The 16,518-nt window shown below is 56.3% G+C and carries 14 protein-coding genes; 12 read left to right on the plus strand and 2 right to left on the minus strand.

Annotated elements, in window-relative coordinates:
- The first annotated feature begins 266 nt into the window (after positions 1 to 266).
- Positions 267 to 1,565 carry a citrate synthase gene (locus ACWJJK_RS10780; protein ID WP_156880894.1) on the plus strand — a complete coding sequence of 433 codons (1,299 nt, stop codon included), beginning with the start codon at positions 267 to 269 and terminating at the stop codon, positions 1,563 to 1,565.
- Positions 1,566 to 1,661: 96 nt separating this feature from the next.
- Here the strand turns inward: ACWJJK_RS10780 and ACWJJK_RS10785 are convergent, their stop codons facing one another.
- On the minus strand, positions 1,662 to 3,191 hold the full coding sequence (locus tag ACWJJK_RS10785; RefSeq protein WP_156880893.1) for a diguanylate cyclase domain-containing protein: 1,530 nt from the start codon (positions 3,189 to 3,191) through the stop codon (positions 1,662 to 1,664).
- A 605-nt stretch (positions 3,192 to 3,796) separates the two neighbouring features.
- Between ACWJJK_RS10785 and modA the strand changes: the two genes are divergently transcribed.
- From modA to ACWJJK_RS10830, 9 genes are all read left to right on the plus strand, one after another.
- Positions 3,797 to 4,579 (plus strand): molybdate ABC transporter substrate-binding protein, encoded by a 783-nt coding sequence (gene modA, locus ACWJJK_RS10790; protein ID WP_454128991.1) that lies wholly within the window; start codon positions 3,797 to 3,799, stop codon positions 4,577 to 4,579.
- On the plus strand, positions 4,576 to 5,430 hold the full coding sequence (locus tag ACWJJK_RS10795) for a sulfite exporter TauE/SafE family protein (protein WP_454128992.1): 855 nt from the start codon (positions 4,576 to 4,578) through the stop codon (positions 5,428 to 5,430). The genes modA and ACWJJK_RS10795 overlap by 4 nt, the downstream gene beginning before the upstream one ends.
- A 26-nt stretch (positions 5,431 to 5,456) precedes the next feature.
- A complete protein-coding gene (locus ACWJJK_RS10800) occupies positions 5,457 to 5,870 on the plus strand; it encodes a TOBE domain-containing protein (RefSeq protein WP_434130482.1) in 414 nt (137 codons plus the stop codon).
- 130 nt (positions 5,871 to 6,000) lie between these two features.
- Positions 6,001 to 6,462, plus strand: coding sequence for an ABC transporter permease subunit (locus tag ACWJJK_RS10805; protein ID WP_434130481.1), 462 nt, complete (start codon positions 6,001 to 6,003; stop codon positions 6,460 to 6,462).
- A gap of 402 nt (positions 6,463 to 6,864) precedes the next feature.
- Positions 6,865 to 7,230: a hypothetical protein gene (locus tag ACWJJK_RS10810; RefSeq protein ID WP_454128993.1), complete on the plus strand. Its 366-nt coding sequence runs from the start codon at positions 6,865 to 6,867 to the stop codon at positions 7,228 to 7,230.
- Positions 7,231 to 7,936: 706 nt separating this feature from the next.
- Positions 7,937 to 9,322 (plus strand): F0F1 ATP synthase subunit beta, encoded by a 1,386-nt coding sequence (gene atpD / locus ACWJJK_RS10815; RefSeq protein ID WP_156880889.1) that lies wholly within the window; start codon positions 7,937 to 7,939, stop codon positions 9,320 to 9,322.
- Positions 9,323 to 9,516: 194 nt separating this feature from the next.
- A complete protein-coding gene (hxlAB, locus tag ACWJJK_RS10820) occupies positions 9,517 to 10,686 on the plus strand; it encodes a bifunctional 3-hexulose-6-phosphate synthase/6-phospho-3-hexuloisomerase (RefSeq protein WP_156880888.1) in 1,170 nt (389 codons plus the stop codon).
- 279 nt (positions 10,687 to 10,965) lie between these two features.
- Entirely contained in the window at positions 10,966 to 11,874 is a 909-nt protein-coding gene (locus tag ACWJJK_RS10825; RefSeq protein ID WP_086133936.1) for a cation diffusion facilitator family transporter, read from the plus strand.
- A 236-nt stretch (positions 11,875 to 12,110) separates the two neighbouring features.
- Positions 12,111 to 12,980: a L,D-transpeptidase family protein gene (locus ACWJJK_RS10830; protein ID WP_156880887.1), complete on the plus strand. Its 870-nt coding sequence runs from the start codon at positions 12,111 to 12,113 to the stop codon at positions 12,978 to 12,980.
- A 409-nt stretch (positions 12,981 to 13,389) separates the two neighbouring features.
- Here ACWJJK_RS10830 and ACWJJK_RS10835 read toward each other — a convergent pair whose 3' ends face one another.
- Positions 13,390 to 13,551, minus strand: coding sequence for a hypothetical protein (locus tag ACWJJK_RS10835; RefSeq protein ID WP_156880886.1), 162 nt, complete (start codon positions 13,549 to 13,551; stop codon positions 13,390 to 13,392).
- A gap of 511 nt (positions 13,552 to 14,062) precedes the next feature.
- On the opposite strand from ACWJJK_RS10835, the gene ACWJJK_RS10840 reads away from it, so the two are divergent.
- Positions 14,063 to 15,874: an ABC transporter ATP-binding protein/permease gene (locus ACWJJK_RS10840; RefSeq protein WP_077731041.1), complete on the plus strand. Its 1,812-nt coding sequence runs from the start codon at positions 14,063 to 14,065 to the stop codon at positions 15,872 to 15,874.
- A complete protein-coding gene (locus ACWJJK_RS10845) occupies positions 15,874 to 16,506 on the plus strand; it encodes a transglycosylase SLT domain-containing protein (protein ID WP_086133938.1) in 633 nt (210 codons plus the stop codon). Before ACWJJK_RS10840 ends, ACWJJK_RS10845 begins: the two co-directional genes overlap by 1 nt.
- Positions 16,507 to 16,518 lie beyond the last annotated feature (12 nt).

Raw genomic sequence — 16,518 nt, forward strand, 5'->3', positions numbered from 1 at the left:
GGTTGCCGGCGAACTTACTCGGGATGGTCGCAATCAAATAAGACAAATTTGTACCAGCATCGTGGGCTTTGTCGTTCGTCGTCTGATGCCGGCTTATGAACCGATAAGCGGTCAAAAAACGCATATCGAATAGCCGGTCGACACTCGAACACTAATTATGTTCGTTGAGACTCTCCTTTGGCCGTATGCTGCGCGGGAGTAAACTGGAGTCTAGGTCTATGGAAAGCCGCTATTTCTAGTCAGATCAAATCCAAACGGAAACCACTATGACCAACGAATACATCAATTTGACCGATCCTGAAGGCAGACGTCTTACGTCTTTGCCGGTGATCAGGGGAACGATGGGGCCGTCCGTCCTAGATATTTCCAAGCTCTATTCCGAGGTCGGTTGTTTTACCGTAGATCCCGGTTTTGCGATGACGGCGAGCTGTGCGAGTGGAATAACCTTTATCGACGGCGAACAAGGAATTCTGCTGTATCGCGGATACCCCATCGAACAGTTGGCGGCCCGCAGCAACTTTCTGGAGGTCACTTATCTGTTGTGGTATGGCGAGTTGCCGAATGGAAGCCAATTAAGGCAGTTTACCCATGAGGTCGTGCACCACACCATGATCAACGAATCCCTGAGGCTCTTTTACCAGGGGTTTCATCATGACGCCCATCCGATGGCGGTTTTGGTGGGGGTAGTGGGATCGCTTTCGGCGTTCTACCACGATTACTTGGATATCCACGATCCGAGATCGCGGGAACTGGCGGCGCTCCGCCTGGTTGCCAAGATGCCGACCATAGCCGCGGCGGCATACAAATACACCATGGGACAGCCGCAAATCTATCCCGATAATTCCCTGAGCTATACGGGCAATCTTCTGCATATGATGTTTGCCATGCCGACTCAGGTCTATGAGGTCGATCCGGTCGCCGAGCGGGCTTTGGACTTGCTGCTGGTGTTGCATGCCGACCATGAACAGAACGCGAGCACCTCGACGGTGCGCTTGGCCGGGAGTTCGGGGGCCAATCCTTTCGCCTGTATCGCCGCCGGGATTGCGGCACTGTGGGGTCCGGCACACGGCGGCGCAAACGAGGCGGTCATCAAGATGCTTCAGGAAATCGGGGATGCGAAGCACATACCCCAATACATTGCCCGCGCCAAGGATAAGAACGATCCGTTCCGCCTCATGGGATTCGGTCACCGCGTGTACAAGAACTTCGACCCGCGCGCGACGATTATCCGCGAGACCTGTTACGAAGTACTGGAAAAGCTGGCCGATACCAAAGATCCGCTGTTCGATCTTGCCCTTCGATTGGAAGAGATCGCGTTGAAGGATGACTATTTCATCGAACGCAAGCTATATCCCAACGTCGATTTTTATTCCGGCATCATTTACCGCGCTTTGAAGATTCCGATGAGCATGTTTACCGCAATGTTTGCGGTAGCGCGTACCGCCGGTTGGATGGCCCACTGGATGGAGATGATGGCCGACCCCGAACAGCGTATCGGCCGTCCGAGACAGCTTTATACCGGCCCGGTCACGCGCGATTATGTGGCGTTGAAAGAACGGGGCTAGCCTGTTTCGCATCGAATAGATCCGTATTCAGAGCTTCGCCAACGAAAAGCCGGAGCCGCATGGCTCCGGCTTCGCTTGTCGGTTACGCCGTGCCGTTCAGGCCTTCTTTCTTAGCGGCACCGCGTTGGAATCGACGATCGCCGGCCAGTTTGTTCTCCTGCCTCTCGCCTGATACTTTGCGGTAAGCGGCTCGTTCAGATAGTCGGTACCCTGGCCGTCAAAAATGTAGGTGCGATCACGGCCTTTTTGCTTGGCGATGCGGCACGCGTTGTCAGCGCTCCGGAGCACTGAAGACGCATCGCCGCTTGCGGCCGTCAAAGCCGTAATCCCGATGCTGACGCTTACCCACAAATCCTTTCCTGCCCACGACAATCGGCAGCTCCTGACGGCGTCCCGAAGATTGTTCGCCACGATCCATGCCCGCTCGATCGGACAATTCTCCAGCAACAGACCGAACTTGTCCTCGCCGAGACTCCCGAGAATATCGCTCTGCCGCAATCGTCTTTCCAGAGCCTGCCCGACTGATTGCAGCAATTGATCTCCAGCAGCGCATCCGTAGGTCTCATTGACGATCTTGAAGCGATCGAGATCGATATAGCAAAGTACATAGTCGGATCGGTTCTCGCAGGGAGCCGCCAAGAGATTTTCCAAGCACTGCTCGAATTCGATGCGGTCGTACAAAGCCTTGTCGACGCTTGCATTGGCAACCTTGAGCAGGTCGGCTTGTTTTTTCCAGGGCTCCGAGCGCTGAGCGTCCAATTCACCCAGGCGCTGGCGATAGTACGCCAGTTGCTGTTCGACGTCCTTGTCCTTGCTGATGTCGACGAGCGTGCCCTGCAGGAACAGCGGCCGGCCGGCGTCGTCGTGAACGACACTGGCTTGGTCCAAAACCCAGCGCGCCTTGCCGTCTTGTGTGATCACCCGGTATTCGCAACGGAGCGGCGCATGATGCTCATAGGTTCCTGCAAACTGCTCGATGACCATTTCCCGGTCGTCGGGATGGACCCACTTGATCAGCCCGATGCCGAGAGGGTCGTCCAGCCAGGTTTCCGGGGCGTATCCGAACTGTTCGGTCTGCGGGCTTACGTACAATAGCTTTCCCGGAGCCTCGAGCGAAGCGATATAGGTAATCGCGGGGATTTGTTCCACTAGAGCGCGGTATTTGGCTTCGGCTTTCCGTAACTGCTCCAGGGCTTCCTCCTTTTCGCGCAAAAGTCGAGTCTGGTTTACGTTGCGGGCAATCAGGTCCGGCAATCGCCGTACGAATTCGAGTTCACCGGTTTTCGCAACATAATCCGAGACGCCGTTCTTGCACGTGTCCGTTGTCGCCGCAGCTCCGTCATCGGAAGTCATCATGATCACCGGAGTGGATAATTCGCCCATATCCACGGCCATGTCGGCGAGCAGCTCGTTTATGTCGAAATCCGGCAATCGCCGGTCGACCACGATGCAGTCGGGCCTCTCGGCCCGAATCAATTTCAGCCCCAGACGGCCGGTACCGGCTTCGATGACCTCGAATCGATAGATCGAATGCTGCTCGAGCGCCTGTCGACAGACTTGGCGGCAATCGGGGTCGCCGTCGATAAGCACGAGGCGGATAATCGGTGTGATGTTAAGGGCATTCATTGTGATAACTCGTTACAGTCCTGTAGGCATGGGAAACGGTTCGTTCCGCGGCCAGATCCAGTGGCGGTGAAGGGTTAGCCTGCAATCTCGGATATTCAGTGTCTATCCCTTTTTGTGGTGCAAAACTCTAGACTAAGTTGCGGCATTCGGTAATAAGTACTGTTCCATACCGGTAACAAGAACCAATCCGCTTTATTAACCCGGCCTATAAATATAGGCCGGGTTAATCCGGGGCAGGGATGCCCCGGTGCGGCGATAAGCCGCGTGAGCCCAGGCCTAAGCGTGTACCGGCCTGGGCGGCGGCCCGAAAGACCAGGAGGGTATTTACGGGCCTGATTAATAGGTTTCGCGGTCGAACGCCAATGCCTGTGTCACATCATCTACGGTTTTCATACGGACTCAGAACGCTCCACGAATGATCCGTCTATCCCATCGATGCGCGTCCGTATTTACATTGGCCTGGCGATCGGATCATGAGCGGTGCAGGGTTTGCACAATTGAGTTCGATATGCTTTTCCGAGCATATCGCCAAAATCTTTTCCCTATCGAATGCGATTCCGATGCGTTTTAGACGCGTTTTAATGAAAAAAGCGGAGCACGAATTGATGAAGCGTTTGGTTTCGGTGTTTTCGGTCATTCTGCTGATGTTCGGGTATTCCGCCTGGGCGGCAGAGCCTTCCAGGCTGACCATCGCGGCGGCGGCCGATCTCAAGTTCGCGATGGAGGAGATCGCTAGGGCTTTCAGGAAGGAGCATCCGGAGGCAACGCTGGACCTCGTGACCGGATCTTCCGGCAGGTTCTACGAGCAGATCGTACAGGCAGCGCCATTCGATCTGTTCTTCTCCGCCGACGTCAAGTTCCCACAGCAATTGAAGGAGCAGGGGCTGACGGCTTCCGAGGTGCGGCTGTACGCTCGGGGACGCATCGTTTTGTGGAGCGCCAAGATGAACGCGGCCGACATGAAATTGAGCGATCTAGCCAAGCCCGACATTACGAAGATCGCCATTGCAAATCCCAAACACGCCCCCTATGGCACGCGTGCGGAGGAGGCGTTGAAAAAGGCCGGTCTGTGGCCGAAAGTCGAAAAGAAACTCGTGTTCGGCGAGAATGTGGCGCAGACCGCCCAGTTAGCCGAGACCGGCGCCGCCGAGGTCGGTATCATCGCCCTGTCCCTGGCCGAGAGTCCCATGCTCAAGCCTAAGGGCGGATATTCCTTGATTCCGGAGAATCTGCATTCGCCTCTGGATCAGGGTTACGTCATCCTGAAACGGGCCGAGGACAATTCATCGGCCAAAGCCTTTGCCGATTTCGTCTCTGGCGAAGCCGGCAGAACGATATTCCGCCGCTACGGTTTTGTGCTGCCGGGTGCATCGGGCTCCTCGCCATGAGTCGGCACGTTAATCCGGTATCATTCGGGCCAGCGGCGCCTGTGGCGGCGCGGCACGGCGTAGCCGCCTTTGGCGGCGGAGCGCTGATCGGAACCCTGGGCGGTTTGATCGGGCTGGGCGGCGCGGAATTTCGATTGCCCCTGTTGATTGGGACGTTTCAATTCGCAGCTCTGGAGGCGGTAATCGTCAACAAGCTTGTCAGCTTGACGGTAGTGGCCTCGGCTTTGCCGTTCCGCACCGACACCGTGCCGTTCGCTATCGTGGCTGCGCATTGGACCGTGATCGTGAATCTTCTAATGGGCACCGTGGTGGGTGCATGGATAGGAGCGGGCTGGGCGATTCGGCTCAAAGGCGAAACGCTTTATCGAATCATTGCCGTGCTGCTGATGGTCATCGCCTTGGTCTTGCTGTTCGGCCATGCTGCGAGCAGCCAGGACCGTGTGCCATTCCAGGGCATCGCGTTGACCGTCGCGGGTGTCGCGGCGGGTTTCGGCATTGGCGTCACGGCATCGCTCTTGGGTGTGGCGGGAGGGGAGCTTTTGATACCCACACTGGTGCTGCTGTTCGGGGCCGATATCAAGCTGGCCGGCAGCCTCTCCCTGGCAGTGAGTCTGCCCACCATGCTCGCGGGATTTAGCCGCTATAGCCGGGACGGGAGCTTCGCAGTGCTGGGACGAAACCGTCGTTTCGTTGGGATAATGGCGGTGGGCTCGGTGATAGGAGCGTTCCTCGGGGGCCGATTGCTAGGCATGATTCCCAGTACGGTATTGCTGCCGCTTCTGGCGCTGGTCCTGGTTTTGTCGGCGGTCAAGATTTGGCGCCACGGTTTCGAACGCAGCCGAAGTCTTTGAATCGTGGGGGGAGGGGGAGATCGGCCGTGAACCGATTGCCGGGAATCATTCTTGCCGTCGCCAGCGAAGGGGATATTTCGCTGGTTGATGTCGCAGTTGAGGAAAATACTTTGACCGCAATGTTGGTGGAAACGGCGGAAACCGCGCCCTATCTGCGAGCGGGGAATGCCGTGTCGGTCTTGTTCAAGGAAACGGAAGTTTCGCTGGGCAAGGCGCTGAGCGGACGCCTTAGCCTGCGCAACCGTCTCCAGGCCGAAGTGGTCGAAATGCTCAAGGGCGAACTTCTGGCCGAGGTCAAGCTGGATTGCGGAGGTCACCGCCTGGTTTCCATCGTCACCCGCCGGGCCGCCGAGCGGCTGGAATTGGCCGTCGGCGATCGGGTCGAGGCCTTGATCAAGGCCAACGAAGTCATGCTGGGGGAAAGCGCCAATGGCGTATGACTGGCAGCCCCCGATCCTGACCCTGAAGCTCGCCTCAGTCACCACGACGATTCTGGTCGTGCTCGGCATTCCATAGGGCTACTGGTACTGGCCGATTTCGCCTGAAGGCGGCGGCGGAAGCTCGATTGCCATGCCTTTGGTATTGCCGCCATCGGTGCTGGGCTTCTATTTGCTTCTGGCCTTCAGTCCCGGGAACGTGTTCGGCCGTTTTCTGGACGAAACCTTCGGACTGCGCCTGGTGTTCGGTTTCGAAGGGCTGGTAGTGGCATCCGTGCTGTTCAGTCTGCCGTTCATGGTGCATCCCATTCAATCCGGATTCCTGCATTTGCCGCGCAGTTTCACCGAAGCGGCTTACACGCTCGGCCTATCGTGCCGGGCAACCCTCCTTCAAATTCTGCTGCCCAACATCAAGCCTGCTTTGCTGACCGGGGTCGTCATCAGTTTTGCCCATACCATCGGCGAGTTCGGCGTGGTGCTGATGATGGGCGGAAGTATTCCGGGCGTGACCCGAGTGGCTTCCATAGCCATTTACGATGAGGTGGAATCGCTCAACTATGCTGCCGCCAATTTTTATGCGTTCTGTTCGCCCTGAGCTTCTCCATACTGCTCGCCGTGTTTTTTCTCAACAAACGCGGCCCGAGAAGTCTGTGACACTGGAACTCTCTATACGAAAAAGCCTGCACACCGCGGAAGGCGTCATGACTCTCGACCTAGCGTTCGAGGTCGAGGTGGGGCGTTCAATCCGCTGGTCGTGAAAGTGGCGTCACCCTTCGAATCCGGCTCCGAGCGAGGATAAAGGAACTGTTCCGTCGTCGGATATCGCCGAATCCAAATGACAGCCGAAGAGTTATCTGGCGACTGCCCGCTCCGCTCGAACTGGGCTGCGCGGAACATGGTCGTATTTCAAGGGAGGTTTTCGGCAAGCTCCGGTCCGGTATGGGGGCGTAATCCTTAAGTTGAAAGGCCCGTTTCGGCGGTATGTGCTTGAGTCGCGATGAACAGTACGCAGATAAAAAGTTTCCTGTTTCTGACCGTGCTTGCGATCATCGGTTTTGGGCCGTTGTCATTGACGTGTTTGATCGGCTTGTTCATCGTTGTCAGAAGGCCCGAACGGTTTTATCAGGTCGTCGAAAATCTTTATCGGGGCACGGCCTGCGGGTCGATCGACTGCGCACCGGGGCAACACGGACACGGTTCGGAAGCAAGGAAGGCCAGAATCAAATCCTTCCTGTGCCTTTTTATCCTGCTGGTGCTGGATATCGCTCCGGTTCCGGTGGCGGGCTCGATCGGTTTGTACGTCGTCCTCATACGGCCTTGCTGGTTCAAGACCTTGGTCGAAAGAATCTACTACGGCGTTTGAGGATGCCACGGCCATCCGGTCGAAAATCCGCACGAAAGTCTCAAACAAAGCCTTTACGGTCTACCGGCTGAGGACGGGGTAACTTGCCCTCAAATTTCCCGATGAGCTGAGCGCCACGGTAATTCGTTGCCGCACGAGCTTTTACGCCGAAAACGAGGAGCTTCGATAGAGGCTTCCTCCAATCTTTGGATCTTACTTTGGACGCGGTAGGCGATCGCAGCAAGCCGCACGATCCGGGACGCTCGGCCGGGGTAACTCGAATGAGGGAAAGATAGGCGGGCTCGGGGCAGATATTCGCTCGACGGGTAGGGATCGAATCGGGCATTCTTAGGTTTTGATGCTAGAGCGTTTTCATCTCGCTCGTACGGCAAACCAGGCTTGGCGGAAGTCGTTGGCGCCTTCGGCTCGGGTGAATTGATTCAAGCATTCGTAAGTCGGCAATCCTTTCCCAATCGCAAACGGTCGCTTTAGTCGCGACCCTTCCGACGAAGACGCTCGGCCGGGACGTGGTGTCGGGAAGGGGGGCTTCGGCGCTCCAATCGCAAACGGCCTGGCCGGGAGCGCCGGCCACGCCCTTCCCGAAGACGCCGTTTGCGATTGGGAGGGATTCCCGACCTACTCGCGAGTGCCCGTACAGTCGGTATGAAAATGCTCTAAGGGTCGGCCCGACAGGCCGATCCTCTAGAACTTGGTCGCAGAACTTGCAATGAGCACTCAGGAAACACAAGTTACCCCTTTACCCATCGGCCATATCGTCGAGGTCTATGGTCCTGTGGTCGATATCGCCTGCCGGTCCTTGCCGCCTTTGCATCGGTCTTTGTATGCCGCGATAGACGACGAGCGTTATATATTCGAGGTTCATCAGCATCTCGATCCGACTCGGCTTAGGGCGATCACCCTGCACCGGACGGCAGGCTTGAAGCGCGGCATGCCGGTTTACGACAGCGAGGGCGCCTTGCGGGTGCCGGTCTCGCCGGAATGCCTGGGACGGCTCCTGAATGTCTTCGGCGCTCCGCTGGATGGCGGCGGACCGTTGCCGGACGCCGAGTTTCGAGAGGTTTTGGCGCCTCCCGCCGCGCTGCACGAAGCTGTTCCGGCCAGCCGTATCCTGGAGACCGGCATCAAGGTGATCGACCTTTTATGCCCATTCGTGCGAGGCGGCAAGACGGGGTTGTTCGGCGGTGCAGGCGTCGGCAAGACGGTATTGATCATGGAATTCATGCACGCCATCGTCGCGTTGCATCAGGGGGTTTCCGTGTTTGCCGGGGTAGGGGAACGCATTCGCGAGGGGCACGAGCTTTGGCATGAAATGCGCAATACCGGTGTCATGGGTAACGCGGTCCTGGTGTTCGGACAAATGGACGAATCCCCCGGCGTACGGTTCCGGGTCGGCCTGACGGCGCTGACCTATGCGGAATATCTACGCGACTCTTTGGGTAAAGAAGTTTTGTTTCTCATGGATAACGCCTTCCGTTTCGTGCAGGCAGGAAGCGAGGTTTCGGGATTGCTCGGACGGATGCCGGCCACGGTGGGTTACCAGCCCACCCTAGCGAGCGAGGTTGCGGAACTTCAGGACCGAATCGTGTCGACCCATAGAGGCGGTATTACATCGGTTCAGGCGATTTATGTTCCGGCCGACGATATGACCGACCCGGCGGTAAATGCCATCCTGGGCCACCTGGACACCCGCGTGATCCTGTCGCGCGCTCAGGCGGCCAAAGGAATTTATCCGGCGGTCGATCCGCTCTTGTCCGGCAGCAAGATGATGGACCGCTATTTTCTGGGGAATCGCCACTACGCCGTCGCCGAGGCCGTGAGAGAGCATCTGGCCCGTTATCAGGAGCTGGAGGACATCATCACGATGCTGGGTGTCGAGGAGCTTTCCGAAAAGGACAGGCTCATGGTTCTGCGAGCCCGCAGGCTTCAGAGATACCTCAGCCAGCCGTTCCACACGGTTGCCGAACATACCGGCATTCAGGGGATTTCCGTTCCCTTGGAGCGAACTCTGGCCGACTGCGAAGCCTTTCTGCGCGGCGACTATGACGATTTACCGGAGGATCGCTGCTATATGCGCGGAGCAATGCAGTCGTAACCGCTAGGTCGATCATCGCGAGCGCATGGGAGTCGTCCTGTACCGGACATCTTGCCGACGATCCGCACTCTGCTAGCATAGGCAGTCCAACGACGGGGGGAATCGGCCGGCGAACGAGATTCCGTTGGCCTTACCGGTCGCTGGCCCGTGCGGCATACACGATAACCAACGATAAGCAGTCGGAGCACATATTCATGGCAAAACCATTAATACAATTGGCATTGGACTCCTTAGACGTCGATCAAACCCTAAGGCTGGCCAGTCTTACGGCGCCCTATGTCGATATCTTCGAAATCGGAACGCCGTGCATCAAACATAACGGGATCGGTCTGGTTACCGAGCTGAAGAAACGGTTTCCGAACAAGCTGATTCTCGTCGATCTCAAAACGATGGATGCCGGCGAGTATGAGGCTGCGCCTTTCTATACGGCCGGCGCGGATATCTGCACGGTTCTCGGCGTGTCCGGTCTTCCCACCATCGCAGGCGTGATCAAGGCGGCCAACGCCCATAATGCAGAAGTTCAAGTCGATCTCATCAATGTGCCGGATAAGCTGGCATGCGCGCGGGAAGCGGCCAAGCTGGGCGTCCACATCATCGGCGTGCACACGGGTCTCGATGCGCAGGCCGCTGGGCAAACGCCGTTCGCGGACTTGCAAGCGATCGCCAAATTAGGCTTGCCGGTCAGGATATCCGTCGCGGGAGGAATAAACCAATCGACGGCTCGCCAAGTCGCGAAAACGGGCGCGGACATCATCGTCGTCGGCGCCGCGATCTATGGCGCGTCCTCGCCCGCCGATGCCGCGCGGGAGATTCGCGAACTGGTCGAAGGCAAGCATCATAAGTTCATCATGTCGAAGCTTGCGGGCGTGCTCGGGTCTACGGATTCCAACTACGAAGCAAGACTGACTACGATGCTGGACAGGGCGTCCCGAGTTTTTATCGCGGGCGCGGGGCGTTCCGGATTGGTTGCGAAGTTCTTTGGCATGCGCTTGATGCACGGCGGTTATGACGCTTACATCGTCGGCGAGGTCGTCACGCCGAGCATTCGAAAGGGCGATTTGTTCATCGTCATTTCAGGCTCCGGAGAAACCGAGACGATGATGGCGTATACCAAACGCGCCAAGGAAATGGGAGCCAACATCGCCTTGATTACGACGAAAGACAGTTCGTCGATCGGCGATTTAGCGGACGTCGTATTCCGGATCGGCAGTGCGGAGCAGTATCGCAAAGTGGTCGGCATGCCGATGGGAACGACATTCGAACTGTCCACGCTGCTGTTGCTGGAAGCGACCGTATCCCACATCATACATGCCAAGAAGATTCCCGAGGAGCAGATGCGGACCAGGCACGCAAATTTGGAATAACAACCAAGGAGGGAAGCTTGGGAATTCCAGCGCCCCGGCACGCTCCGTCGGATCGGAAGTGGGCGTGTTTTCGTTGAAAACGCACTGACACATCCGGCGAATAAGTTTTTATTCGACAAGAGATTGTTCGCCGATCGGCCGCAGGTGTTCCGCCTGAATCACGCGGCTGTCGGCGAATATGGCGATTTGCCGCGGGCTTTCCGGCCCAGATTGGGGTGCTGCGCAAATGCTATTCTTTTCACTCCTTCGATACGAAAAAGAACGACGCCACGAGGAGTCATGTCCCATCAAGCCGATTCGCTGAAATCCATTTTTTTCGCCCTGGGCGCAAACGCGGCCATTGCCGTAGCCAAGCTGTTCGCCGCCATGCATACTGGTTCCAATTCGATGCTGGCGGAAGCAATTCATTCCTTCGCCGATTGCGGCAACCAAGGTTTGCTGATCCTTGGCCTCAAGCGGGCGAAGCGTCCGCCATCGCCGGATTTTCCTTTGGGATACGGCAAGGCGATTTATTTCTGGTCGTTCATCGTCGCGCTGATTCTTTTCAGTATGGGAGGATTGTTTTCGATTTACGAAGGCATACACAAGCTGGAGGCGCACGAAGGGCTGGAGTCGCCGTGGCTGGCGGTCGGGATTCTGGTGTTCAGCATTGCCATGGAAAGTGTCTCGCTTTACGGATGCCTGCGGGAAGTTAACAAGGCCAGGGGTAACCGAGGACTTTGGCGCTGGTTCCGCGACACGCGTCAGAGCGAACTGATCGTGGTTTTGGGCGAGGACGTAGCGGCCTTGGCGGGATTGGTGTTCGCTCTGATCGCTGTTGGGCTCGCCATGGCGACCGGCGATCCGGTTTACGACGCCGCAGGCAGTATCGCAATCGGTGGGTTGTTGGTATTGGTTGCCGTGGGCATCGGTGCGGAAGTCTCCGAGTTGTTGATCGGCCAAAGCGTTGAGCCCGAGATCAAGCAAGCCATACATAATCATCTGGACAAGTGCGAGGAAGTCGCGCAGATTTTCAATCTGATCACTCTGCAACTCGGCAGCGACGTAATGGTGGCGGTGAAGGCGAAGATGCGTCGAGTGGCCGAAATGAACGAAATGATCGCCGATATCAATCGCTGCGAGGCTGGTCTGAAAACGGCTTTTCCCCAAGTGAAATGGGTGTTTTTCGAACCCGACGCGGCCGATTGACCGGATCTGTGTGCCGTAATGCCGACGAGGCAATTCGATTCGGGCCGAACCGGAATCAAGAAGCCTCTTGAAGAAGAATTTGGACAGAACGGTAAATATATGGTTTTCGGTACAAAGTGTAAGTCGCTACTTGGATTGAATTTTCGTTGTCGAAGAAGTATGGGCTGGCAAGCGACGTTCGCTCGATTGACAGCCGTGCAGCCACGGAGGCGCGATTCTTTTTGAGGGACCTGCATATGAAATCGAAATTCGAGACTATCCTGTTGCTGATGGTGGCGGCTGCCTTTTTGACTGCCTGTACAGGGAGCACTAAAAAGCACACACGAACGAGTGGCAAGCAAGTCCTCAAGGTGGTTAAGAAACATCAGTCAGTAGCGCGCCAATCGCCCATGTCGACTGTTAACCAATCTCCGATGCTTTCGCCGCATATTCTTGAGCCCAGACACCGGACTATCCATGATGTGCTTTACCAATTCGGCCCGTATGCCGAGCAAGAGCTCAAGCCGTATTTCAGCAAGGCCGGTATCTCCTATCCGCCTAGGAAAGTCACGTTTATTGCACTGAAACAGGAAAAGAAGCTAGAACTTTGGGCCAAAGACGAGGGAGAGTTCCGTTTTATCCGCGGCTATGACATCAAGGCCGCCAGCGGCGTGACCGGCCCCAAGCTGCGACAGGGTGACAAACAGGTTCCTGAGGGGATATACCGCATTGTCGGACTAAATCCGAATAGCAATTATCATCTGTCGATGAAATTGAACTATCCGAACGAGTTCGACTGGTTCCATGCCCAGCGCGAAGGCCGTTTCGATCCGGGATCGGACATTTTCATCCACGGTGACAGCGTATCCGCGGGTTGTCTTGCCATGGGGGACAAAGTGATAGAGGAACTGTTCGTGCTCACGGCACAGGTCGGAGAAGAAAACGTCAAAGTGATCATTGCCCCGCGAGACCCACGCGTGTTGCCGCTCGATCCCGATGGTTACGGGCTACCTTCCTGGACGCCCGATCTGTACCGGACGATAGCCGCGGAGATGGAAGTTTTCTCCGACGAGGTCAGGGTTTCGAACAACCGGCCATTTTATCCGGCGCGTGCGCCGCTTCGGTAGTTGCTCTTTACCGATCCTCCGATCGGTGCGGGACTAGCTCAAGACAAATGGTTTTTTCCCGCGCGAGGTAGTGCCGCTGCCCAAGGAGCCTCAGGCGAATTCGGCTCGACTGTTCTTGATCCGCACAAGCCGCCAATCGGGCGGAAAGTTGTAGCGATCCAGATGAAACCACCCAATAGTGTGGTCGGGCCGATCAGCTTGAATTCGTTGGTGATGGGGCGGCGCGGACGGCAAAGCTGAAGGCGTAGCTTTCCGGAAGCATCAGCGCAAATTGTTTGCGCGCGACGAAACTGCCGCCTTTAATTCGTGGAATCTATCCCACCCGCTCGGTTGCTCCGAGCCGGCTGAAGGATTCAGCCTAGCAGCACGGTATGTGCAAGCTTGGCCGATTACGCCTCGAGCCCTGATGTCAGGAGGCGTGCTCGGTACCTTCGGAACTCTGCGTGCGGCCGCTCGCTTCCGCTTCGTCGACTATCCCCGCCACGTGCATTCGCAGGATGCATTTCACATATTTCCATAATGCGGAGAATGTTTGTTCGCTTAATTCGCGCTCGATGACTGTGGTCGACATGACATCTTCCTCCGAATTCACACCCACTCACCCAGGAGTTTGATTTCTATAATTCGTCGGTGGTAAGGGATTGCTCTCAAGCATAACGCTTCGACCGGCCTTTCGAAATACACATGATTTGTGCCAAGAACCGCCGACGCAATATTGCAGACTAGGCGGCTGTACTTTTCAACTGAAGCGTATCGATCGCACCCTTTCGTTATGAATGTTAGCCGATACGCGAAATTACGGAGAGCTTTTTTGTAGAACTCGCTTCGATAGTGGCAATTTTGGCTGGAGATGACCACACTTAAGGCCATCGGTATCTTGCCGTCGCGGGGTCCGGCACCTTGCGGGTGATACGGGACTTGAGTCACACTGCGACCAAAAAAGCATAACGACGTTACTATATTCAGTCGGTCAGTGTGCGCCCGAACCGAATTGAATTCCGGTACCGGCGACTGTGTTCGCGTTTATCGGAACAACGCGCCGGGGGAACATGCTGCGGCGAATAATACAAAGACGATTAATTATGAGTGCAGAATTTTCACAGATTAACCGATTGACGTGGCTTCGTTTCGTTCGCGGCATCAAGAGCTTCGTGTCTTCCGAAGTGGGCCGCAGGGCCGTAATGTTGTTTGTCGGCTTGATCATGTTTCTGTTTGCGATCAACGGTCTAAATGTCCTGAACAGCTACGTAGGTCGCGATTTCATGACGGCTATCGCAGAACGCAACCGAGAAGGTTTCCTGTGGCAGGCTTCCATCTATATCGGCGTTTTGGCGGCATCTACCTTGGTCGCGGTTTATTACCGCTTCATCGAAGAGCGTCTGGGTTTGCTCTGGCGGGATTGGTTGACCCGGCGCTTCGTCAATATCTATCTCGAACATCCCACCTATTACCGGCTCAATGACCGTCTGATAGCAAACGGGGAAATCGCCAATCCGGACCAGCGGATCGCCGACGACGTGCGGGCATTCACGGTTACTACGCTGTCCTTCACGCTGATGTTTCTGAACGGCGCTTTTACCGTTGTCGCTTTCTCGGGGGTGATGTGGTCGATCAGTCCGTTGCTCTTCGGCGTAGCGGTCGTTTATGCCTTGGTCGGATCCTTTTTGACCATTCGCTTAGGCTATTCACTCGTTGGATTGAACTATAACCAGCTCGACAAAGAGGCTAACTTCCGCGCGGACCTCATTCATGTCCGGGAAAACGCCGAATCGATAGCACTGTTGCGCCGCGAAGGTCGAGCTAGAGGCAGAGTCCTGCGCCATCTCGACGAATTGACGGCCAATTTCCGAAAAATCATCGACGTACAAAGAAATTTGGGATTCTTTACTACGGGGTACAATTATCTCATCCAGATTATCCCCGCCTTGATCGTGGCGCCTCTTTATATTCGCGGCGAAGTCGAGTTCGGCGTGATTACTCAAGCGGCCATGGCCTTTGCACATCTCTTGGGGGCATTTTCGCTGATCGTAACCAATTTCCAATCCATTTCTTCGTTCGCCGCAGTCATCGCTCGCTTGGGATCGCTAGCAGAGGCGATCGAGCAAGCACAGGCAACGCCGGTTCCAACGGGCGAAGTCTGCGCCCATCACCGTCGCACCTCCGAGTGTCCTATCTGCGTCAAGACGCCGGTCGCTCCGGCCGCCATCGAAGTGTGCGAAAACGACGGACTGCTTGCGTACGAGCATTTGACGCTGCGAGCTCCCGAGGATGGTCACGTCATCGTCAAGAACTTGTCCGTTTCGGTTCCTTCCGGAACACGTCTTCTGGTTTATGGAGAAGACGACACCGCGAGAGTAGCGCTATTCAAGGCTACCGCAGGTCTTTGGGAAAAAGGCGAGGGGCGGATCATTCGTCCGGAACTCGATCAGATCATGTTTCTTCCCGAGCGCCCTTATCTTCCTCCGGGAACGCTTCGTGAACTGCTGCTCCGGACCGGCCAGGAATTCGTGATCGATGAAGCGCGTATCCGGGCCGTTCTGAGCGCACTCGACCTGGAGCCCATGCTTGCGCGGGCCGGGGGGCTGGATACGGAACACGATTGGGACAGCCTTCTATCTCTAGCCGAACAACAGCTGGTAGCCGTAAGCCGTCTGGTGATTGCCGCGCCCAAATTTGCATTCTTGGACCGTATTGACACTGCTTTGAGCACGGAGCAAGTTGCCACGGTTCTGGACATGCTTAATGCTAACCGCATTGCCTATGTCAATCTCGGCGGATTGCACGACGGACTCGAATATTATGATGCGGTTTTGGAATTTGCCGCTAATGGTGAATGGACATGGAAAGCACTTCAACCCGAGCAAGAAACCTATACGGAACGGTCCGCCGTCTGATGGGCTGCAGAAATGCCGGAAGCGCAAGGTTTCCGGTAAAATTGGCCTTTTGCTGTCTGCTTGCGGCAGTAATGGCCGGTTGTGCAACCGCCCCGCCGAAAAACCCTTCGAATCTGTGCTCGATTTTTCTCGAAAAAGAAGATTGGTACGTTGACGCCCGAAATGCGCAGCGGCGGTGGGGCATACCCGTACCGGTCCAGATGGCGATCATCAATCAGGAATCGAGTTTTGTCGAGGACGCGCGTCCGCCCCGTTACCAATTTTTGGGTGTTCTGCCGTTGTGGCGGTCATCGTCAGCTTTCGGCTACGGCCAGGTCAAAGACGACACCTGGGAATGGTATCGGACGAAAACGGGCAACGGCGGAGCGGATCGGGACGAGTTCGGGGACGTGGTCGATTTTATCGGCTGGTATGCGCATCAAAGTTTTACGCGCCTTGGAATCGCGAAGTTCGACGCTTATAACCAATATTTGGCATATCATGAGGGCCACGGCGGATTCCGGCGTAAGACGTATCTATCCAAACCCTGGCTGCTGCGAGTTGCCCAGCGTGTCGCGGCGACTGCGACGCGTTACCGTCGGCAATTATCGACCTGTCAAACATCTCTTGAACGGTCGTTAGCAAGCGACTGAGAGACTGCAAGA

It is taken from the genome of Methylocaldum gracile, assembly GCF_053646815.1.